Raw genomic sequence first — 20,239 nt, forward strand, 5'->3', positions numbered from 1 at the left:
CTCACTGCATCCCCTGCCGAAACGCACGTGACGCCCACACATCTTCCTGGCCGAGTGGCCATACCCCACCAGAAGCGCGGCACCACTCTGGAGCGCTTCAACACGGCACCCGCCGACGAGATCCAGCGAACCCTCCTGACCTGCCTCCACAGCCTCCGCTGGTCCCACCGCCTCACGGCCCACCGCCCGTATCCGACGTTGGACGCCCTGCTGGCAGCGGCGGACGAGGCGGCGTACGACTTGACGCCGGGGGATCTGGGCGAGGCGCTGTCGGGCGAGACGCTGCCGGTCCTGCCGGAGGGGGCGTATTCGGCGGCACACACCGCACTGAACGCCGCGAATGCCGCATACGAGGCCAAGTTCGGTCATGTGTTCGTCGTCTGCCTGGACGACCTGCCACCGGAAGAAGCCCTGGACCACGCGTTGGTGGGAATCCGGTCACGATTGACGAATGATCCGGAGGAGGAACGGGTGGTGGCCTGGGAGGAACTCCGGCGCCTCGCAAAGGGACGCCTGGTAGAACTCCTCAAATAACGGGACACACCACACCGTGGCCGCCCCCGCGTAAGCCAATCCCGGCCACATAGATAACATGCTGGGGGCCGGTGGACCGTACCCGGCCGGGCCCGACCGACAGCACAAGCCGGCGCGGCCCCAATCCCCGCTCCCGGAGGGACTTCCGTGCCGGCTGGAACGCTGTACCGCGGCCGGGAAGGAATGTGGTCCTGGGTGGCTCACCGAGTCACCGGCGTCCTCATCTTCTTCTTCCTGTTCGTTCACGTGCTGGACACCGCTCTCGTGCGTGTCTCCCCCGAGGCCTACGACGACGTCGTCGCGACGTACAAGACGCCGCTCGTCGCGCTGATGGAGTACGGCCTCTCCGCCGCCGTCCTCTTCCACGCGCTCAACGGCCTGCGCATCATCGCCGTCGACTTCTGGTCCAAGGGCCCGCGTTACCAGAAGCAGATGCTCTGGTCCGCCGTCGGTCTGTGGCTGGTGCTGATGCTGGGGGCGATCTACCCCCTCCTCGGCCACGCCGCTCGTGAACTCTTCGGGAGCTGACGCCCATGTCCACGACTGAGAAGACCGCGTCCGGAATCAGCCCCGTCGAGGGCGATGCCGTGTACACCGTCGACAATCCGGCCCCCTACATCGAGGCCCCGCGCAAGCGCACCAAGAAGACCCCGAAGTCCACCCGGGGCAACTTCGAGATGGCCGCCTGGCTGTTCATGCGCCTGTCCGGCGTCGTGCTGGTCGTCCTGGTCATCGGCCACCTGCTCATCCAGCTGGTGCTCGACGGCGGCGTCTCCAAGGTCGGCTTCGCCTTCGTGGCGGGCCGCTGGGCGTCCCCGTTCTGGCAGGTCTGGGATCTGCTGATGCTCTGGCTCGCGACGCTGCACGGCGCCAACGGCCTGCGTACGGTCATCAACGACTACGCGGAGCGCGCGAACACGCGGCTGTGGCTCAAGGGCCTGCTCTACACCGCCACGGCGTTCACCATCCTGCTGGGCACGCTGGTGATCTTCACCTTCGACCCGAACATCCGCTAGGCACGGGGCTGAGGAAGACCTGATGAAGATCCACAAGTACGACACAGTCATCGTCGGCGCGGGCGGCGCCGGCATGCGCGCCGCGATCGAGTCGACGAAGCGCAGCCGCACCGCCGTGCTGACCAAGCTCTACCCCACCCGCTCCCACACGGGCGCCGCGCAGGGCGGCATGGCCGCGGCGCTGGCCAACGTGGAGGAGGACAACTGGGAGTGGCACACCTTCGACACGGTCAAGGGCGGTGACTACCTGGTCGACCAGGACGCCGCGGAGATCCTGGCGAAGGAGGCCATCGACTCGGTCCTCGACCTGGAGAAGATGGGCCTGCCGTTCAACCGCACCCCGGACGGCACCATCGACCAGCGCCGCTTCGGCGGTCACAGCCGTAACCACGGCGAGGCCCCGGTCCGCCGGTCCTGCTACGCCGCGGACCGCACCGGCCACATGATCCTCCAGACGCTGTACCAGAACTGCGTCAAGGAGGGCGTGGAGTTCTTCAACGAGTTCTACGTCCTGGACCAGCTGATCACCGAGGTCGACGGCGTCAGGAAGTCGGCCGGCGTGGTGGCGTACGAGCTGGCCACCGGTGAGATCCACGTCTTCCAGGCGAAGGCCGTGATCTACGCCTCCGGCGGCTGCGGCAAGTTCTTCAAGGTGACGTCGAACGCGCACACCCTCACCGGTGACGGCCAGGCCGCCGTCTACCGCCGGGGTCTGCCGCTGGAGGACATGGAGTTCTTCCAGTTCCACCCGACCGGCATCTGGCGCATGGGCATCCTGCTGACGGAGGGCGCCCGCGGTGAGGGCGGCATCCTGCGCAACAAGGACGGCGAGCGCTTCATGGAGAAGTACGCGCCGGTCATGAAGGACCTCGCCTCCCGTGACGTCGTCTCGCGCTCCATCTACACGGAGATCCGCGAGGGCCGCGGCTGCGGTCCCGAGGGCGACCACGTCTACCTGGACCTGACCCACCTCCCGCCGGAGCAGTTGGACGCCAAGCTGCCCGACATCACCGAGTTCGCCCGGACCTACCTCGGTATCGAGCCGTACACGGACCCGATCCCGATCCAGCCCACCGCGCACTACGCGATGGGCGGCATCCCGACGAACGTCGAGGGTGAGGTGCTCGCCGACAACACGACCGTGGTTCCCGGTCTGTACGCCGCCGGTGAGGTCGCCTGTGTGTCGGTGCACGGTGCCAACCGGCTCGGCACCAACAGCCTCCTGGACATCAACGTGTTCGGCCGCCGCGCGGGCATCGCCGCCGCCGAGTACTCCCAGAAGGCCGAGTACGTCGAGCTGCCGGAGGACCCGGCGCGCCTGGTGATCGACCAGGTGGAGGGCCTGCGCACCGCCACCGGCACCGAGCGCGTGGCGCCCTGCGCAAGGAGCTCCAGGAGACCATGGACGCCAACGTCATGGTGTTCCGCACGGAGCAGACGATCAAGACGGCGGTCGAGAAGATCGCGGAGCTGCGCGAGCGCTACAAGAACGTCTCGATCCAGGACAAGGGCAAGCGGTTCAACACGGACCTGCTGGAGGCCATCGAGCTGGGCAACCTGCTGGACCTGGCCGAGGTCATGGCGACCTCCGCGCTGGCCCGCAAGGAGTCCCGCGGCGGTCACTACCGCGAGGACTACCCCAACCGCGACGACGTCAACTTCATGCGCCACACCATGGCGTACCGCGAGGTCGGCGACGACGGCACCGAGTCCATCCGTCTCGATTACAAGCCGGTCGTCCAGACCCGCTACCAGCCGATGGAGCGTAAGTACTGATGGCAACCCCTGTTCTGGACAAGGTCGAGGCGGAGTCGGCCGCCTCCCCCTACATCACGGTCACCTTCCGGGTCCGCCGCTTCAACCCGGAGGTCTCGGCCGAGGCGACCTGGGAAGACTTCCAGCTGGAGATCGACCCCAAGGAGCGTGTCCTCGACGGTCTCCACAAGATCAAGTGGGACCTGGACGGCACGCTGACCTTCCGTCGCTCCTGCGCGCACGGCATCTGCGGCTCCGACGCGATGCGGATCAACGGCAAGAACCGTCTCGCGTGCAAGACGCTGATCAAGGACATCAACCCGGAGAAGCCGATCACGGTCGAGCCCATCAAGGGCCTGACGGTCCTGAAGGACCTCGTGGTCGACATGGAGCCGTTCTTCCAGGCGTACCGCGACGTGATGCCCTTCCTCATCACGAAGGACACCAACGAGCCGACGCGCGAGCGCCTTCAGACGTCCGAGGACCGTGAGCGCTTCGACGACACGACGAAGTGCATTCTCTGCGCCGCCTGCACCTCCTCGTGCCCGGTGTTCTGGAACGACGGCCAGTACTTCGGCCCGGCGGCCATCGTCAACGCGCACCGGTTCATCTTCGACTCGCGTGACGAGGCCGGCGAGCAGCGGCTGGAGATCCTCAACGACAAGGACGGCGTGTGGCGCTGCCGCACGACCTTCAACTGCACGGACGCCTGCCCGCGCGGTATCGAGGTCACCAAGGCGATCGCCGAGGTCAAGAAGGCCCTGATCACCCGCCGCTTCTGACGTCCCTTCGGGTACGTCGCCCCTGGGCCCCGCTCCTCCTGGAGCGGGGCCCTCGGTGTTTTCCGGGGTCCCTGGTCAACCGCCGGCCAGGGGTATGAGCCTGAGGAACGTGACCTCCGTGTCCGCGGTGAGGTCGACCTCCTCGTCCAAGTCGGTGACTTGACGGTCGCCGACCAGGACGATCAGGCCGTTCGCGGTGAAGGCCTTCAGCGCGAGCCGCCGGTCCTCCTCCCGGCGCATCCGGCGCCGGATCAGCTCCCGCACCGTCAGCCGCTCCTCGGCGACATCGAGCCGCGGGCCCGTCTCACGCTCCCCCATGGTCGTCTCGTCGACGAAGGTCACCTGTCCCATACGCCGACTGTACGAGGCACCACTGACAATGCCGGGTGCCGGGCGATCACCGACCTACTCTGACTGTGTGTCAGATGACGAGTCGTACGAACTGCTCGGGTTCGACAACGTGCTGCTGCCCGTCGGGGACCTCACAGAGGCCGTCGGGTTCTACGAACGCGCCGGATTCACGGTGGGGTTCCGGTTCGACGAGGCGGGGATCGCGCTGCTGAAGGTGGGCGGTGAGACGCCCGGGATCCTGTTGCGGCAGGAGGACGGTCTTGAGCACCGTATGCCGCCCTGGCACACCCCGCGCGTGTGGCTGGAGGTGCCGGACGCCCGAACGGCCGCCCGGCGGCTCGCGGAAGCCGGGATCGCGCCACTGGACGAGCCGTTCCCGGTGGCCACCGGGTGGACCGTCGAACTGGCCGACCCCTGGGGGAACGTCATCGGGCTCACCGACTACTCCAAGCGCCCGGCGCTCGGCCGGAGGGCGTGACGCAGACCTCACGCGGGCGCCCGACATCGGAGTTGAACACGTTCAAAGGCAGGGTCTACAGTCATCCCTGTCAGCGTTTTGAACGCGTTCAACAAGGGGGTCGGCATGGATCGCACGGTCATCGCCTACGTCATCTACCTGGTCGTCAGCATCGCCCTGACCGTCTGGGTCGCCCGCACACTGGGCCGCAATGGGCGGATCTTCCTCGAGGACGTCCTGCGCGGCAACGAACAGCTCGCCGACGCCGTCAACCACCTGCTGGTCGTCGGCTTCTACCTGGTCAACCTCGGCTTCGTCGCCCTGTACTTGAGCGACGACGAGACCATCGCCGACACCCGCGGCATATTCGAGGCCCTGTCGACCAAGCTCGGCGTGGTGCTGCTGGTGCTCGGCGTGATGCATCTGGGCAACGTCTACGTCCTCAACAAGATCCGGCGGCGCGGGGTGATGGAGCGGGAGCAGGTGCCGCCGGTCGCGCCGCAGGACTGGGTCCAGGCATGAGTGCCACCGCGCAGGCCCCGGTCCGTCGGCTCACCGTCCTGTACGACGCCGAGTGCTCGCTCTGCACCTTCCTGCGCGACTGGCTCGTACGGCAGCCGCAGTTGGTGGAGCTGGAGTTCGTGCCCGCCGGGTCCGAGGAGACGGCGCGAAGGTTCCCGGGGCTCGGCTCCACGCTGGACGAGATCACCGTCGTAGGGGACGGCGGGCAGGTCTACCGGGCGGCGGAGGCCTGGATCGTGGTGCTGTGGGCGCTGCGTGAGTACCGGCGCCTCGCACACCGGTTGAGCACGCCTACCGGGACACTGCTGGCCAGGGGTGCGGTGCTGGCGGCCGCCAAGTGGCGTGGGGCGCAGTGGGGCGGGCGGGCGTATCAGCAGCGGGACGGGTGGCGGTACGAGCCGGATCTCGGCTGGACGTACGCCCCTCCACGGTGCGGGGGCGGCTGATTCTCACCCCTCGGCTTGGCATGCACCCTTCCAAAATGCGGCTCGGGTGAGGACGCTTCTGACAGCTTCGATCCACTCCGCACCCCCACAGAAGGAGCACGCGTGAGAGGCATTCCTCGGATATCCCGCTCCCTCCTCGTCGGCGTCACCGCGCTGCTCACCGCCGGGGCGCTGGCCGTACCGGCGAGCGCGGGGCCCCGGTCCGACACCGGCGTCCGTACGGTCGGCGCGGCGGCGCGGGAGAAGGTCGCCGAGTTCTGGACGCCGGCGCGGATGCGGGCGGCCGAGCCGCTGGACCTGCTCTCCGTGAGCGGTCACCGCGGCTCGGCGCCGGCCAAGGGCGCGCGGGCCACGGTCCCGGCCACCGCCGCCGACGCCGGCATCCTGGCCTTCCCATACGGCGGCGGCGCCTGGACCGGCGGCGGGGCCGTGGTGAACACGGCGGGCCGGGTGTTCTTCACCTACCAGGGCCGTACCGCGTCCTGCTCCGGCAACGCCGTCACCAGCGCCAACAAGAGCACGGTGATCACCGCAGGGCACTGTGTGAAGCTGGACGGCGCCTGGCACACCAACTGGGTCTTCGTGCCCGGCTACCACGACGGGCAGTCGCCGTACGGCCGCTGGACCGCCTCGAAGACGCTGTCCACCCCGCAGTGGACGGCGAGCGAGGACATCAACTACGACATCGGCGCGGCGGTCGTCGCCCCGCTGAACGGGCAGTCGCTGACGGATGTCGTAGGCGGACAGGGGCTCGCCTTCAACACCGGCTACAACCTGCGCATGTACTCCTTCGGCTTCCCGGCGGCGAGCCCGTACGACGGCGAGAAGTTCATCTACTGCTCCGGCACCACCAACCGGGACTTCCTGCTCTCCAGCGACCACGGCATGACCTGCAACATGACCGGCGGCTCCAGCGGCGGCCCCTGGTTCACGCAGTTCAACGAGTCGACCGGAACCGGGCTGCTGTCGTCGGTGAACAGCTTCAAGTACAACTTCTTCCCGAACCGGATGTACGGACCGTATTTCGGGGCCGACGCGCAGAACCTGTACCAGGCGGCTCAGTCGTCCTGATCCGCACTGGTTAGTCTCGCTCCGTGCCCTCGAAGAACGACAGCCCTGAACAGGGCGACACGCCCAGCAAGTCCGAGCAGACCCGCGCGCTGATCCTGGAGACCGCGATGCGGCTGTTCCAGGAGCGCGGCTACGACAAGACCACCATGCGGGCCATCGCCCAGGAGGCCGGGGTCTCGGTAGGCAACGCCTACTACTACTTCGAGGGCAAGGAACACCTGATCCAGGGCTTCTACGACCGGATCGCCGCCGAGCACCAGGTGGCGGTCCGGGAGGTCCTGGCCCGGGAGACCGATCTGGAGGCGCGGCTCGCCGGAGTGCTGCGCGCCTGGCTGGACGTGGCCACGCCGTACCACGAGTTCGCGGTGCAGTTCTTCAAGAACGCCGCCGATCCCGACTCCCCGCTCAGCCCCTTCTCCCCGGAGTCGGAGCACGCGCGCGTGGAGGCCATCCGCGTCCACCGCGACGTGCTCGCGGGCGCCACGAAGACGAAGGTGCCGGAGGAACTGCGGGACGTCCTGCCGGAGTTGATGTGGCTGTCCCAGATGGGACTCTGCCTGTACTGGATCTTCGACCGCACCGAAGGGCGGGAGCGCAGCTACAAGCTGGCCGAGCGCGGCGCCCGCCTCACCGCGCGGGGCGTCGCGCTGGCCCGCTTCCGGGTGCTGCGCCCGCTGGTGCGTGAGGTGCACGAACTGTTCACGGACTTCCTGCCGGGGATGACGAAAGTGATGCCGAACCCCGGCAAGAAGCCGTAGCGACGTCAGTTGACCGCGTCCAGCTCGCCCTCCGCGAGCTCGACGTCGTACACCAGCGGCTCCCCGTCCACGACCACGGTCCGCGCGCGTGAGCCGTACGCGGGGGCCGTCGCCGCCAGCAGATAGGTGCCCGGCGCCGGGACGGAGACGATGTAGGAGCCGTCCGCCAGGGAGGTCACCCGGTCCAGCTGGCGGCCGCCCTTGGACAGCAGGGTGACGGCCGCTCCGGACACCGGGTCGCCGTCCGTCGTACGGATGAAGCCGTGGACGACCGAGGCGCCGCCTTCCTGGGCCGGCTCCGGTTCCTCCTCCTTCGGCTCGACCGCCAGATGCGGCAGCCGCTTCTCCAGACCGGCCGGTAGCCACCAGTTGGACTTGCCGAGCAGATGCATCGCGGCCGGGACCAGCGCCGTACGCAGGATGAACGCGTCCAGCGCGACCGCCGCCGCCAGGCCGACGCCCGCCATCGCGCCCTCCATGTCACCGCTGAGGACGAACGCGGAGAACACACAGATCATGATCAGGGCGGCGCAGTTGATGACCCGGCTGGTCTCCGCGAGGCCGACCCGCACCGCGCGGGCGTTGTCCTTGGTGTGCACCCATTCCTCGTGCATCCGGCTCACCAGGAAGACCTGGTAGTCCATGGACAGGCCGAAGAGCAGCGAGAGCATGATGACCGGCAGGAAGGAGGTGATCGGGCCCTCCTTGCCGACGCCGATCAGCTCGGTGCCCCAGCCCCACTGGAAGATCGCCACCAGCACACCGAAGGACGCGGCCGCCGCGATCAGGTTCATCAGCGCCGCCGTCAGCGGCACCACCAGCGAGCGGAACGCGACCATCAGGAGCAGGAAGCCCAGCGCGATGATCGTGGCGATGAAGTACGGCAGCCGGTCGCCGGTGACCTCCGCGAAGTCCTTGAACACGGCCGTCACACCGCCCACATGGGCCTCGACGTCCGCTTGTGGGAGCACGTCGTCGCGCAGCCGGTCGATCAACTCGTCGGTCTGCTCCGACTGCGGTGACGTCGTCGGCACCACGTTGATCACCGAGACGCCGTTGGCGGGCGGCACGGCGACCGCCTGGGCCACTCCCTCGGTGGACGAGATGGCGGAGACGAGCGACTCGGGCGCCGGGCCCTCCACGACCACCTGGAGCGGGCCGTTGAAGCCGGGGCCGAAGCCCTCGGCGAGCAGGTCGTAGGCCTGCCGGGTGGTCGTCGACTCCTGGTGGTTGCCCTGGTCGGTGGCGCCGAGCCGGATCGACAGCACCGGCAGCGCCAGTACCGCCATGACGACCAGCGCGCCCGCCGCGATGGACCGCGGCCGCTTCTGGACGAACGTCGACCAGCGCGCCGCCAGCCCGCTCGCCTCGGCCGGCTCCGGCCCCTTCTCGGCCAGCCGGCGGCGCTGCCTGCGGCTGAGGACGCGCACGCCGAGCAGGCCCAGCAGGGCGGGCAGCAGGGTGATCGCGGCCAGCACACTGAGCACCACGGTCAGCGAGGTCGCGATGACCACGCCGTCCAGGAACCGCATGTTCATCACCAGCATGCCGGCGAGCGCGATGCACACCGTGCCGCCCGCGAACAGCACCGCGCGCCCGGAGGTGTTGAGAGCCGTCACCGCGGCCTCCTCCGGCTTCACCCCGCGCAGGATGCCGCGCCGGTGCCGGGTGACGATGAACAGGGCGTAGTCGATACCGACGCCCAGGCCGATCAACGAGCCGAGCAGCGGGGCCACTTCGGGCACGTTCGTGACATGGCTGAGCAGCATCGTGGAGAGCATGCCGGTGCCGACGCCGAAGACGGCCACGACGATCGGCAGCAGCATCGCGAACAGCGAGCCGAAGGCGAGGAACAGCACTATCGCCGCGGCGAGGATGCCGACCGCCTCGGCGGTGCCTGCGGGCGGCTCCTGGGTGCGGGCGATCGCCTGGCCGCCCAGCTCCACCTGGAGACCGTCCTGTTCGGCGGCCTGCGCGGTGTCGACGATGTCCTCGACGACCTCCTTCGGGATGGCGTTCGCCTGCTCCTTGAAGGTGATCTGGGCGTATGCGATCCGCCCGTCCTCGCTCACCTGGGGCTCGGTGATCTCACCGACCCCTTCCATCCGGCCGATCTCCTCAAGGGCCGGCTCGATCCGGGACGTCACGGCCGCGTCCCGTACCGATCCCTCGTCCACCTTCCACACCACCGTGTCGGTGTCACCGGCGGTCTCCGGGAAGGCCTTCTCCATCAGGTCGTACGCGCTCTTGGAGTCCGTGTCCGGCAGGGAGAAGACGTTCGCGTAGTCCGTGCCCGCGGCACTGCCGCCGAAGCCCAGGCCGAACAACGCCCCCACCCACAGAAACAGGACCACCAGCCGGTGCCGATAGCACCACCGTGCCAATGCCGCCACCCTCAACAGCTCCTTCATCGGTCGTCGGTCGGTCCCCCAGGTCCTGCACCCAGAATCGGCGGCGGCGCTCGGGCGCGGACATGCGACGGGCCTGACTCTCAAGGAACTCCAAAGCACGGAACCGGCCCGGCTGTCAGTGGTCGCGCCGATACTGGGGGCATGACTACGGCTGTGGGGACCGTGCTGGTCGTGGAGGACGAGGAGAGCATCGCGGACGTCCTCGCCATCGCCCTGCGCTACCACCGGTTCGAGGTGATGACCGCGGGCAGCGTCCGCGAGGCCCTGGCGCTCGCCGGGCGCACCCGGCCCGACGTGGCACTGCTGGACGTGATGCTGCCGGACGGCGACGGCCGCGCCCTCGGCCGCCAACTGCGCGCCCAGCGGCCCGACCTGGCGCTGGTCTTCCTCACCGCGCGCGACTCACCCGCCGAGATCGTCGGCGCCCTCGGCTTCGGCGACGACTACATCACCAAACCGTTCGACATCGACGTGGTGATCGCCCGGATCACCGCCGTACTGCGCCGCACCCGCGCGGAGGACGTCCTCCCGCAGCGCCCGCCACTGCGCTACGGCGACCTGGAGCTGGACGAGACGACGTACTCCGTGCACCGCGCGGGCCGCACGGTCGAGCTCACCCCCACCGAGTACGCGCTGCTGCGCTTCCTGGTCCGCAACGGCGGCCGGATCGTGCCCAAGGAGCAACTCCTCAGACATGTCTGGCAGTACGAGCACACCCCGCCGGAGTCGACTGTCGTGGAGACCTACATCAGCTATCTGCGCCGCAAGCTCGACGCCCTCGGACCGCCGGTGATCACCACCCGGCGGGGCGTGGGTTACGGACTGGCATGAGGCTGCGCTGCCTGGGCCGGGGGCATCGCGGCATCCACTCGCTGCGCGCCAAGCTGACGATGGCGAACGTGGCGCTGCTGGCCCTGGGCATCGTCGCGGCGACCGCGATCAGCCTGATGGCGGCTCGCCACTATCTCCTAGACAAGATCGACTCCGAGCTCCTCGCGACCCGCTCCGCCCTTCAGACCGCCGGGTTCAGCATGAGCCAGATCGAGTCGCTGAGCGAACTGGGCATCGCCATGGACCAGTTCACCGGCGCCGACGCGAAGGCCCTGCCCAGCTCGAACGGCTCGGTGTTCGTGGCCGTCGACGCAAAGGGCAGCCCGGTGTCCCTCGGCCCGCTGAAACCGACGAAGCGGCAGCGTGCGGTGGCCGAAGCGGCCGGCCACTCCGGCGACCCCGCCACCCTGGCCTCGCTCGCCGCCGAGGCGGAGCCGCGCGACATCCGGGTGGACGACTCGCCGTACCGGATCATCGGCGCCCGTCTCTCCGACGGCACGCTGGTCCTGATCGCCACCTCCACCGACGCGCTGCACGAGGGCATGGCCAAGGCCATCAAGCTCGACCTGGCCTTCGGCACCGTGCTGCTGGCCCTCCTGGCCTGTCTGACCCTGATCAGCGTGAGCCGCAGAATGCGCCCGCTGGAGGACATGGTGGAGACCTCCTCGGCCATCGCGGAGGGCGATCTGACCCGCCGGGTGCCCTCCAGCCGGGAGGCCACCCTGGAGGTCGAACAACTCCGCCTCGCCCTCAACTCCATGCTTCACCAGGTGGAGTTGGCCCACCGCACCCGCGAGCACAGCTCGGCCCAGCTCCGCCGCTTCGTCGCGGACGCCTCCCATGAGCTGCGCACCCCGCTCGCGGCGATACGCGGCTATCTCCAGCTCTACGACAAGGGCATGCTGAACGACCCCGACCAGCGCAAACGCGCCTGGGAGCGGGTCATGACGGAGGCCGACCGAATGGGCCGCCTGGTCGACGAACTGCTGTGCCTGGCCCGCCTGGACCAACAACCCGAACTCCGCTTCCGCAATGTCGACGTCAGCCGCCTGGTCCGGGACGCGGCGGAGGACCTACGCGTCCAACAGCCGGACCGCCCGGTCACGGTGACCGCCGAGGGCGCCGTCCTGCTCCGCGCCGACGAGTCCGGGCTACGGCAGGTGCTGGGGAACCTCGTGACCAACGTCCGCACCCATACGCCGGCTGACGCGCCGGTCCATCTGGAGGTGCGGCGCCAGGACGGCGTCGTACGGCTGTGCGTGGCGGACGAGGGTCCTGGGCTGGCTGAGGAGGACGCGGCGCGCGTATTCGACCGGTTCTTCCGGGCGGGTGGGGGTGCGGGGAGCGGATTGGGGATGGCGATCGTGCAGGGGGTGGTGAAGGCGCACGGGGGTGTGGTGCGGGTGGATACGGCGCCGGGGGAAGGATTGAAAGTCACGGTCACGCTTCCGACCTGAAGGGGCGCGGGACTGTGTCAATTTGCGGCTCCGCCGCGTGGGCGCGACCAGCCACACACAACCCGCACCCGGCACATCAGATCCACCCCAGCCGCCATAGCCGAAACACACCCGTACCGTCGGACAAATACTGCCCGCCACCCACATCCTCACTGGTCACCACATATTCCTTGGCCTGCCAAAGAGGAATGACCGGAACATCCTCAGCGATCACCTGCTGCACCTCACGAAACTCATCCACGGCCTCCCCCCGATCGGCGAACCGCTGACTCTCCTGAATAAGCCGATCAACCGCACTGTTGCTGTACCCGGTATTCATCGTGCCCTCGGTCCCGACCAGCGGACCCCCATACGTGTCCGGATCAGGAAAGTCCGCGACCCACCCCACCCCATACGCGTCCAATTTCCCGGCAGCCCACCGCTTCTGGAAATCGGTCCACTCATAACCTTTGAGCGTCACCTTGAACAGCCCACCGGCCTCCAACTGCGCCTTCAGCTCGGCGGCCTCCTCCGCGGCGGCGCCACGCCCGGTGGCATAGCCGTAGGTGAACCGGACGGGAAGACTGACCCCGGCCTCCTCCAGCAGCGCCCGCGCCCTGCCGACGTTCTGCTTCGGATAGGCGTCGAAGAACGACGTCGTATGCCCCGTGATCCCGGTCGGGATCAGGGAGTACAGCGGATCCACGGTGCCCTGGTACACGGTCGCCGCGAGCTTCTCCCGGTTGACCAGCCAGGCCATCGCCTGCCGCACCCGCACATCGTGCAAGGGCGAACCGGCCCGGGTGTTGAGGTACAGATTGCGGACCTCGGAGCTGTCCGCCTCGGACACCCGCTGATCCGGGTCACCGGGGTCGAGTTCGGCCAGCACGTCCGGCGGCAGCTGACGGGTGGCGACATCGATCCGCCGCCCCTTCCACGCCCGGTCCAGCTTGCCCGCGTCCTCGAAGTACCGCAGCTCGACCGCCCGTCCGGTCTCCTGAACGGCCCCCTCGTACCGGCCGTTGGGCACCAGGACCGCCGTCTCGCCCGCGCGGTACGACGAGAGCTCGTACGGCCCGGTGCCGTCGACGCCGTTGTCCGTACGCAGGCCGTTCTTCGGGTACTTGGTGCGGTCGACGATCGAACCGGCGCCTGTGGCCACCTTGAACGGGAACGTCGCGTCCGGTGAGGAGAGCCGGAAGGTGACCGTCATATCGTCGGCGGCCACCGAGTCCAGCGTGTCGAAGAGCGAGGCGGGTCCGACGTCGGAGTTGATCGCCCGGACCCGGTCGAAGGAGTACTTGACGTCCTCCGCGGTCATCGTCCGCCCGCTCGGAAAGGTCAGCCCCTCGCGCAACTCGCAGCGGTAGACGCGCAGTCCGGTGTCGGACCAGGCGCAACTGTCCGCCGCGTCCGGCACCGGTGAGGCACCGCCCGCCTCGAAGGTCAGCAGGGACTGGAAGACATTGCTGAACAACGCCCACGACCCGGCGTCGTAGGCTCCGGCCGGGTCGAGCGACGTGACCGCGTCCGTCGTGCCGACCATGATGGTCCGGCCCTCTTCGCCCTCCGACGGCAGCAACTGCCAGCCGACCGCTCCCACGGCCGCCAGCACGAGCAGCGTCGCGAGAATCCGCATGCGAACCGATCGCATGGTGCCCTCCCCGGGCCCGCCACGGACCCCAGCGCATATGCCACTCCCCTAGTGGCGGGCACACCTAATCACACGGCTTTCAACCGGGGGAAGGGGTTTTGGTCGACATGGGGAAGAACTTACCGGCAACTGTTTCTGGACTGTTTCACAGGGAAAGCACAGCCCTTCAATCAATGCGCGAATGCGAACAGAAAAGCAGCGATGGAACGGTGAGTCGATTTCGCTGTCGCGTTCGCCGGGATCAGGCCTGCTTGGAGGCCAATTCGATCACCGTGATGTCCGACGGCGCACCGACCCGCGTGGGCGGGCCCCATGCTCCGGCGCCGCGGCTGACGTAGAGCTGGGTGTCGCCGTAGCGCTCGAGTCCCGCCAGGGTCGGGTTGGCCCCGGCCGCGATCAGGTTGCCGGGCCAGAGCTGGCCGCCGTGGGTGTGGCCGGAGAGCTGGAGGTCGACGCCGTGCTCGACGGCGTCGTGGATCTGGACCGGCTGATGGGCGAGGAGCACGCACGCGCGTGCCGGGTCGCGGTCGCCGAGCGCCTTGGCGAAGTCGGGGCCCTGGCCCTCGTCCTCGCCCGCGATGTCGTTGACTCCGGCGAGGTCGAACCAGGGCAGTTCGGCGCGGGCGTTCTCCAGGGGCAGCAGGCCGAGCCTGCGCACCTCCTCGACCCACTGCTCGGCGCCGGAGAAGTACTCGTGGTTGCCGGTGACGAAGTAGGCGGGCGCCTTGAGCTGGGTGAGCGGTGCCGCGGCCGGGCCGAGGTCCTTCACACTGCCGTCGACCAGGTCGCCGACGACCGCGACGAGGTCGGGCTGGGTCGAGTTGATGGTGTCGACGACCTTCTGCGCGAAGCCCCGCCCGAGGACCGGGCCCAGGTGGATGTCGCTGACCACGGCGATGCGGTAACCGTGCGCCCCGCGCGGGAGCTTGGCCAGCGGAACGGTGACCCGCTTCACGCTCGGGCCCTTCAGCACGCCGTAGGTGCCGACGCCGACGGTCCCGACGGCCGCCGCGGCGGCGGCACCGCCGATCACGCGGGAGACGAAGAGGCGGCGGGAGGGGGCGGCGAGGAGTGCGGGGCTCTCCGGCTCCGGCGGGGGCGGCGCCCCGACCGGCACCGGCTCCGTCTGCCGGACCGGCACCTCGGCGGGCTTGCGCCGCTCCAGCCAGCGGCGCAGCAGCGGCCGTAGGACCTCACCGACCAGGAGTCCCAGCAGCAGGTACATCGACAGCGCCAGCCACAGGAAGCCGGGCCAGGCCAGCGTCCGCTGGAGCCAGAAGGGGGCGCCTGTGCGCTCGGCCACCAGGGCGCCGAACGCCATCAGCCAGCCGCCGACGATCACGGCGGCGCCCGCACGGCGCGCCCAGCCGGGCCCGCTGGTCGTGTCGCGGAACAGACGGCGCCACACGTACCAGTTGGCGGTCACCATGACCGCCAGGACGAGCACTACGAAGACGATGACCACGTAAGTCGTATCCCTCTGCTGATGACGTCCGGTGCCTGTGCCTGTGACGTCCGGTGCCTATGACGTCTGGCGCAATGCGCGCACTCCGCGCAACCCGATGCCCCCGACGACCGTCCCCAATACGAAGGAAACGACCGCGAGCAGCAGGTGCACCCAGAAGTACCCGGTCGGATCGCCCGCGTCGTCGAACGCGAGCCCGCTGCCGTCCTTGACGAGGTTCTTGACGAAAGTGATCCAGATGATCCAGCTCCACACCCCGAAGGCGAGCAGGAACCAGGAGACGGGGCGGCTGAGCTTCATACCTTCAGTATCACCGCCGCATGTCCGGTTCCGTGGCCGGGGTGGGGGTCGGCGCGGGACATCACTTGCCGTGCCCTGTACGTTCTCGTCCGTGTCCGCACCTCAGAAGACCACCAGGCGATCGCTGCTGGTCACTTCCGCCGCTGTTCTGTCGTCCCTGGCGCTGACCGCGCCCGTCTCGTACGCGGCCCCCAGCCCGTCGCCGACGCCGTCCGCCACTCCCCCGGCGAACATGTCGACGGTGGGCGGCGAGCGGCTCGGCCAGGCGGGCACCCAGGTCAATCTGGCGAGCGGGGTGCCGGTCCTGCCCAAGGACCTGTCCGCTCGGTCCTGGATCGTTGCCGACGCCGAGTCCGGCGAGGTGCTCGCCGCGCACAACGCGCACTGGCGGCTGGCCCCGGCGAGCACGCTGAAGATGCTGTTCGCCGACACCCTGCTGCCGAAGTTCCCCTCCGCCACCGAGCACAAGGTGGTCCCCTCCGACCTGGTGGACGTGGGCTCCGGCTCCAGCATGGTCGGGATAAAGGAGGGCGAGACCTACTCCGTGCACGATCTGTGGCTCGGGGTCTTCCTGCGCTCCGGCAACGACGCCGTGCATGTGCTGTCGAAGATGAACGGCGGCATCAAGCCGACCGTGGCGCAGATGAACGAGCACGCCGAGGAACTCCAGGCGCTCGACACCCACGCGGTCTCCCCCGACGGCTACGACGCCCCGGGCCAGGTCTCCTCCGCCTACGACCTCACCCTGATCGCCCGCTCCGGGCTCCAGAAGAAGGACTTCCGCGAGTACTGCTCGACGGTCCGCGCGAAGTTCCCGGGCGAGACGAAGAAGAACAAGAAGGGCAAGAAGGTCCGCGGGTCCTTCGAGATCCAGAACACCAACCGGCTGCTCAGCGGCGACACCGATGTCTCCGTCTATCAGGGCATCGCGGGTGTGAAGAACGGCAACACCACCAACGCGGGCGCCACCTTCACCGGTGTCGCCGAGCGGGACGGCCAGGTGCTGCTGGTGACGGTCATGAACCCGGAGAAGAGCGAGTCCAACGAGGTCTACAAGGAGACCGCGAAGCTCTTCGACTGGGGCTTCAAGGCGTCCGGCAAGGTCGAGCCGGTGGGTGAGCTGGTGCCGCCGAAGAGCGCGGTCGAGGCGAGCGCACAGCCGGGCGGTTCGGGGTCGGGGTCCGGGTCCGGCTCGGGCTCGGGTGAGGCCGGTGGGTCCGAGGACGGCTCGAAGCAGATGGTGGGCGCGTCGGCCGAGGGCGGTTCCAGCGGTATCGGGATCGCGTTCGCGGTGACGGGCGGGCTGCTGGTGCTGCTCGCGGCCGGTGCCTACCTGGTCAACCGTCGCTGGCCGCTGCCCGATCTGGTACGCCGTCGCCGCTGACATCGCCGTCGTCGCTGTCGTCCTCTTCGGGCTCGCTCGGGGTGGCCGTCCACGCGGCGCAGAACACCACCAGTTTCGACGTGAAGTTGATCCACAGCAGCAGGGCGACCGGCACTCCGAAAGCGCCGTACATGCTCTTCGTCGCCACGCCCTGCATATAGCCGCTGAGCAGCAGCTTCAGCAGTTCGAAGCCGATCGCGCCGATCAGTGCGGCCACCATCAGGCGGCGGCGCGGCGGTTCGACGCCGGGCAGCAGGGTGAGGACGCAGATCAGCAGCAGGAAGTCGGCGAGGACGGCGACCGAGAAAGCGGCGATACGCAGCAGGACGCCGCCCCAGCCGCCCTCCTCGATGCCGAGTTCGCGGGTGATCCAGCCGACCATCGCGGAGGCCACGGTGGAGACGCCGATGGTGAGCAGCACGGCGCCGCCGAGGCCCACCAGGACACCCGCGTCCTTGGCCTTGCGCAGGACGGGGTTCTCCTCGGGGTCCTCCAGCTCCCACACCGCGCGCAGGCTGTCGCGCATGGAGCCGACCCAGCTGATGCCGGTCAACAGCAGCAGGGCGCCGGCGATCAGGCCGACGGTACCGGCGTTCTGGACCAGGCCGTCGATGTTCAGCTGGTCGGCGATGCCGGGCACCTGATCGGCGATCTTGTCCTCCAGCTTGTTCTGCTGCTCCTTGCTGAGCGTCGCCGCTGCGATCGCGGCGGCCACGGCCAGCATCGGGAACAGCGCGACGAAACTGGTGAACGTCATCGCCGCGGCCAGCATCGTCCACTTCACCCGGTCCATGCGCTCGTACGACCGCCACGCGTGCGTGGTCATCAGCCGGGCGGCGAGCGGCCCGACGACGGGGAGCTTTTTCAGCCAGTCCATGATCCGACTCTCCCCTCGTTGCGGAACACCCATGTCCGGGTTCCCCAGAACCGCAGGACAGTAGCCAGTGCCATACCCACGCCGGCCCCCGAGACGATGTCCGCGCGCCGCGAGGTGAGGCCGAGGCCGTAGTGGCTGACGGCGAGACAGAGCAGCTGTACGACGGCTCCGGCGACGTTCACCGCGAAGAACGCGGCGTAGGGGCGCAGGCCCTTCGGGCGGGTGTGCCGGTAGGTGCCGAGCGCGTTGCCCGCGTAGGCGACCGTGCAACCGGCGACGAAGGAGAGCCCCTTGGCGGTGAGCGGGTCGAGGCCGGCCGGTCCGCGCAGGGCGACGAACAGGGCGGTGTCGACGGCGTAGGCGAGCAGGCCAGCGGCGGCGAAGCCGAGGAGTTCGCGGCGGTGCGCTCGGGCGGGCGGGTCGCGGTGGTTGCGGTCGGTCCACGCGCGCGTGCTCACCAATTGGCCACCGCCAGGCCGTACATGGCGAGCCACACCAGCCCGATCAGGGCGAGGGCGCGGTCGCTCAGTACGACGTCCTCCGGCTCGCCCGCGGTGCCGCGGTCGGCGAAGACGGCGTACCTGAGGATCGCGAGGACGAAGGCGACCACGGACAGTTGCCGCCACGGCAGCACGCTGGTGTGCGGGAGACCGCCCTCCTCCAGGGCCCACAGGCAGTACCCGAGAACGGCGACCCCGGCCGCGAGCTGCCACACGAAGCGCAGGTAGCCGGTGGTGTACTCGGTGAGCAACGCGCGCGTGGCGCCCGCCTTCCCGGCCATCTGCACGGCCTCCGAGTAGCGCTTGGCCGACACCATGAACAGCGCGCCGAAGCCCGTCGTGATCAGGAACCACCGTGAGAGCGGGATGCCGAGCGCGAGCCCGCCGACCATGGCCCGCATCAGGAACCCGGTCGTGACGACGACCAGATCGACGACGAGCACGTGCTTGAGGCTGACGCAGTACGCCAGTTGCATGCCCAGGTAGGCGGTGAGCAGGGCGGCGACGAGGGGGGTGCTCAGCCATGCGGCGGCGGCCGGCGCGAGGACGGCGAGGGCGCCGCCGACGGCGTAGGCGACGGGTACGGGGACCTGGCCCGCGGCGACCGGTCGGTGCCGTTTGGTGGGGTGGGCGCGGTCGGCCTCGGCGTCGCGGGCGTCGTTGATCAGATAGACGGCCGCGGCGCAGGCGGTGAAGAGGGTGAAGACCAGCGCGAGTTGGGTGAGCGCGCGGGTGGTGAAGAGCTGTCCGGCGGCGGCCGGGGCGGCGATGACCAGGACGTTCTTGACCCACTGTTTGGGGCGGGCGGTCCTGAGCAGTCCGCGCAGGAGGCCGCGGTCCGGGGGCGGGGTGCCGGTGGCGCGCGAGGGCGTGCGCTGTTCGTGGAGCGCGGGTTCTCTGGTGCGGGCGGCGGCGCCCGTGCCTGCGAGCGGCGCGGTCTCAGTCATGCGCGCCCCCTCTCATCCAGCGCGCTCCCGCACGCGCCGTGAGCGCCCCCATCGCCGCGCCCGCCGCCACGTCGGAGGGGTAGTGGACGCCGACGATCAGCCGGGAGAGGCACATGGCGGCGGCCAGGGGCGGGAGGGCGGTGTGGGTTGCGGAGAGAGCGGCGCGGGTTGCGGAGTGGATGGCACCCGCTCGGCGTGTGCCGAGTGCGCCGGGCGTGTGGACCATGCCGTGCGCTCCGGGTGTGCCGGACACACCGGGCGCCTGTGGCTCGGTGTGCGCCCTCAGCATGCCGAAGGCGACCGCGGCGGCCGCCGCCGAGGCCGCGTGGGAGCTGGGGAAGGAGTGGCGGCCCGCGGTGCGCACCAGGGGATCGACGTGCGCGGGGCGCGGACGGCGCACCACCCTTTTCACGCCCATGCTGACAAGGTGCGCGCCCGCGGTGAGCGCCGTACCGCGCAACCAGGCGCCGCGTCGAGCGCCGTCCACGGCGGCTCCCGCGAGGCCCGTCGCCAGCCACAGGGCACCGTGCTCGCCGGCCCAGGACAGGGCGCGCGCGGCACCGGCCACGCGCGGGTCGCCGCCGTACGCACGCAGCGCCGACAGGATTCGGTCGTCCAGGTGGTCCATGTGGACTCACTGTTCACGCCGACCCCGCCGGAACTCCGGCAATATTGAGCGACATCCCATTAATCACCCATTTCGGGGAGAGAAGGGATGTTCTACAACCAATCGCCCGCAATG

Annotated in this window: 21 protein-coding genes and 1 pseudogene; 13 read left to right on the forward strand and 9 right to left on the reverse strand. The window is 69.4% G+C overall.

Annotated features, from left to right (window positions below; all coding sequences use genetic code 11):
• Positions 1-27 precede the first annotated feature (27 nt).
• From BN159_RS17325 to BN159_RS17345, 5 genes and pseudogenes are all read left to right on the forward strand, one after another.
• Positions 28-534: a 2-oxo-4-hydroxy-4-carboxy-5-ureidoimidazoline decarboxylase gene (locus BN159_RS17325; protein WP_041819446.1), complete on the forward strand. Its 507-nt coding sequence runs from the start codon at positions 28-30 to the stop codon at positions 532-534.
• A 147-nt stretch (positions 535-681) separates the two neighbouring features.
• Positions 682-1,062 (forward strand): succinate dehydrogenase, cytochrome b556 subunit, encoded by a 381-nt coding sequence (sdhC, locus tag BN159_RS17330; protein ID WP_015658300.1) that lies wholly within the window; start codon positions 682-684, stop codon positions 1,060-1,062.
• A gap of 5 nt (positions 1,063-1,067) precedes the next feature.
• Positions 1,068-1,550, forward strand: coding sequence for a succinate dehydrogenase hydrophobic membrane anchor subunit (locus BN159_RS17335; RefSeq protein ID WP_015658301.1), 483 nt, complete (start codon positions 1,068-1,070; stop codon positions 1,548-1,550).
• Positions 1,551-1,572: 22 nt separating this feature from the next.
• Positions 1,573-3,326, forward strand: a pseudogene (gene sdhA / locus BN159_RS17340) (succinate dehydrogenase flavoprotein subunit).
• A complete protein-coding gene (locus tag BN159_RS17345; protein WP_015658304.1) occupies positions 3,326-4,087 on the forward strand; it encodes a succinate dehydrogenase iron-sulfur subunit in 762 nt (253 codons plus the stop codon). Before sdhA ends, BN159_RS17345 begins: the two are co-directional and overlap by 1 nt.
• Before the next feature lie 75 nt (positions 4,088-4,162).
• Here the strand turns inward: BN159_RS17345 and BN159_RS17350 are convergent, their stop codons facing one another.
• Positions 4,163-4,438 carry a hypothetical protein gene (locus BN159_RS17350; protein ID WP_015658305.1) on the reverse strand — a complete coding sequence of 92 codons (276 nt, stop codon included), beginning with the start codon at positions 4,436-4,438 and terminating at the stop codon, positions 4,163-4,165.
• 67 nt (positions 4,439-4,505) lie between these two features.
• Between BN159_RS17350 and BN159_RS17355 the strand changes: the two genes are divergently transcribed.
• The 5 genes from BN159_RS17355 to BN159_RS17375 all read left to right on the forward strand — a co-directional run bounded on the left by BN159_RS17355 (position 4,506) and on the right by BN159_RS17375 (position 7,692).
• Complete coding sequence (locus BN159_RS17355) at positions 4,506-4,916, forward strand: VOC family protein (RefSeq protein ID WP_041819450.1); 411 nt, start codon at positions 4,506-4,508, stop codon at positions 4,914-4,916.
• 105 nt (positions 4,917-5,021) lie between these two features.
• Positions 5,022-5,417, forward strand: coding sequence for a hypothetical protein (locus tag BN159_RS17360; protein ID WP_015658307.1), 396 nt, complete (start codon positions 5,022-5,024; stop codon positions 5,415-5,417).
• Positions 5,414-5,863 carry a thiol-disulfide oxidoreductase DCC family protein gene (locus BN159_RS17365; protein WP_015658308.1) on the forward strand — a complete coding sequence of 150 codons (450 nt, stop codon included), beginning with the start codon at positions 5,414-5,416 and terminating at the stop codon, positions 5,861-5,863. Before BN159_RS17360 ends, BN159_RS17365 begins: the two co-directional genes overlap by 4 nt.
• A gap of 102 nt (positions 5,864-5,965) precedes the next feature.
• Entirely contained in the window at positions 5,966-6,934 is a 969-nt protein-coding gene (locus tag BN159_RS17370) for a trypsin-like serine peptidase (RefSeq protein ID WP_015658309.1), read from the forward strand.
• A gap of 23 nt (positions 6,935-6,957) precedes the next feature.
• Positions 6,958-7,692, forward strand: a complete 735-nt coding sequence (locus tag BN159_RS17375) for a TetR/AcrR family transcriptional regulator (protein WP_015658310.1) — start codon at positions 6,958-6,960, stop codon at positions 7,690-7,692.
• Positions 7,693-7,697: 5 nt separating this feature from the next.
• Here BN159_RS17375 and BN159_RS17380 read toward each other — a convergent pair whose 3' ends face one another.
• Positions 7,698-10,076 (reverse strand): MMPL family transporter, encoded by a 2,379-nt coding sequence (locus tag BN159_RS17380; protein WP_041819452.1) that lies wholly within the window; start codon positions 10,074-10,076, stop codon positions 7,698-7,700.
• Positions 10,077-10,244: 168 nt separating this feature from the next.
• On the opposite strand from BN159_RS17380, the gene BN159_RS17385 reads away from it, so the two are divergent.
• Together BN159_RS17385 and BN159_RS17390 are read left to right on the forward strand one after the other, a co-directional pair.
• Complete coding sequence (locus BN159_RS17385) at positions 10,245-10,934, forward strand: response regulator transcription factor (RefSeq protein WP_015658312.1); 690 nt, start codon at positions 10,245-10,247, stop codon at positions 10,932-10,934.
• A complete protein-coding gene (locus BN159_RS17390) occupies positions 10,931-12,391 on the forward strand; it encodes a sensor histidine kinase (RefSeq protein WP_015658313.1) in 1,461 nt (486 codons plus the stop codon). The genes BN159_RS17385 and BN159_RS17390 overlap by 4 nt, the downstream gene beginning before the upstream one ends.
• Positions 12,392-12,467: 76 nt before the next feature.
• Here BN159_RS17390 and BN159_RS17395 read toward each other — a convergent pair whose 3' ends face one another.
• From BN159_RS17395 to BN159_RS17405, 3 genes are all read right to left on the reverse strand, one after another.
• Positions 12,468-14,024 (reverse strand): ABC transporter substrate-binding protein, encoded by a 1,557-nt coding sequence (locus tag BN159_RS17395; RefSeq protein ID WP_015658314.1) that lies wholly within the window; start codon positions 14,022-14,024, stop codon positions 12,468-12,470.
• A gap of 241 nt (positions 14,025-14,265) precedes the next feature.
• Positions 14,266-15,489 (reverse strand): metallophosphoesterase, encoded by a 1,224-nt coding sequence (locus BN159_RS17400; RefSeq protein WP_015658315.1) that lies wholly within the window; start codon positions 15,487-15,489, stop codon positions 14,266-14,268.
• A 57-nt stretch (positions 15,490-15,546) separates the two neighbouring features.
• Positions 15,547-15,789 carry an SCO4848 family membrane protein gene (locus tag BN159_RS17405; protein WP_015658316.1) on the reverse strand — a complete coding sequence of 81 codons (243 nt, stop codon included), beginning with the start codon at positions 15,787-15,789 and terminating at the stop codon, positions 15,547-15,549.
• Positions 15,790-15,880: 91 nt separating this feature from the next.
• Here BN159_RS17405 and BN159_RS17410 point away from each other — a divergent pair, with 91 nt between their 5' ends.
• Complete coding sequence (locus BN159_RS17410) at positions 15,881-17,173, forward strand: D-alanyl-D-alanine carboxypeptidase family protein (protein WP_041821435.1); 1,293 nt, start codon at positions 15,881-15,883, stop codon at positions 17,171-17,173.
• On the opposite strand, the gene BN159_RS17415 is transcribed toward BN159_RS17410, so the two are convergent.
• Genes BN159_RS17415 through BN159_RS17430 form a run of 4 tightly spaced genes read right to left on the reverse strand, consistent with a single transcriptional unit; the run spans position 17,127 to position 20,125 of the window.
• Entirely contained in the window at positions 17,127-18,050 is a 924-nt protein-coding gene (locus BN159_RS17415; protein WP_015658318.1) for a YihY/virulence factor BrkB family protein, read from the reverse strand. The two genes, BN159_RS17410 and BN159_RS17415, sit on opposite strands and share 47 nt — an antisense overlap.
• The gene (locus tag BN159_RS17420; protein WP_015658319.1) at positions 18,038-18,508 is read right to left on the reverse strand and encodes a GtrA family protein; all 471 of its coding nucleotides are present in this window, start codon (positions 18,506-18,508) and stop codon (positions 18,038-18,040) included. The genes BN159_RS17415 and BN159_RS17420 overlap by 13 nt, the downstream gene beginning before the upstream one ends.
• Entirely contained in the window at positions 18,505-19,497 is a 993-nt protein-coding gene (locus BN159_RS17425; protein ID WP_015658320.1) for a decaprenyl-phosphate phosphoribosyltransferase, read from the reverse strand. The genes BN159_RS17420 and BN159_RS17425 overlap by 4 nt, the downstream gene beginning before the upstream one ends.
• The gene (locus tag BN159_RS17430) at positions 19,490-20,125 is read right to left on the reverse strand and encodes a phosphatase PAP2 family protein (RefSeq protein WP_015658321.1); all 636 of its coding nucleotides are present in this window, start codon (positions 20,123-20,125) and stop codon (positions 19,490-19,492) included. The genes BN159_RS17425 and BN159_RS17430 overlap by 8 nt, the downstream gene beginning before the upstream one ends.
• Positions 20,126-20,239: the final 114 nt, after the last annotated feature.

The organism is Streptomyces davaonensis JCM 4913 (assembly GCF_000349325.1).
Classification (GTDB): Bacteria; Actinomycetota; Actinomycetes; order Streptomycetales; family Streptomycetaceae; genus Streptomyces; species Streptomyces davaonensis.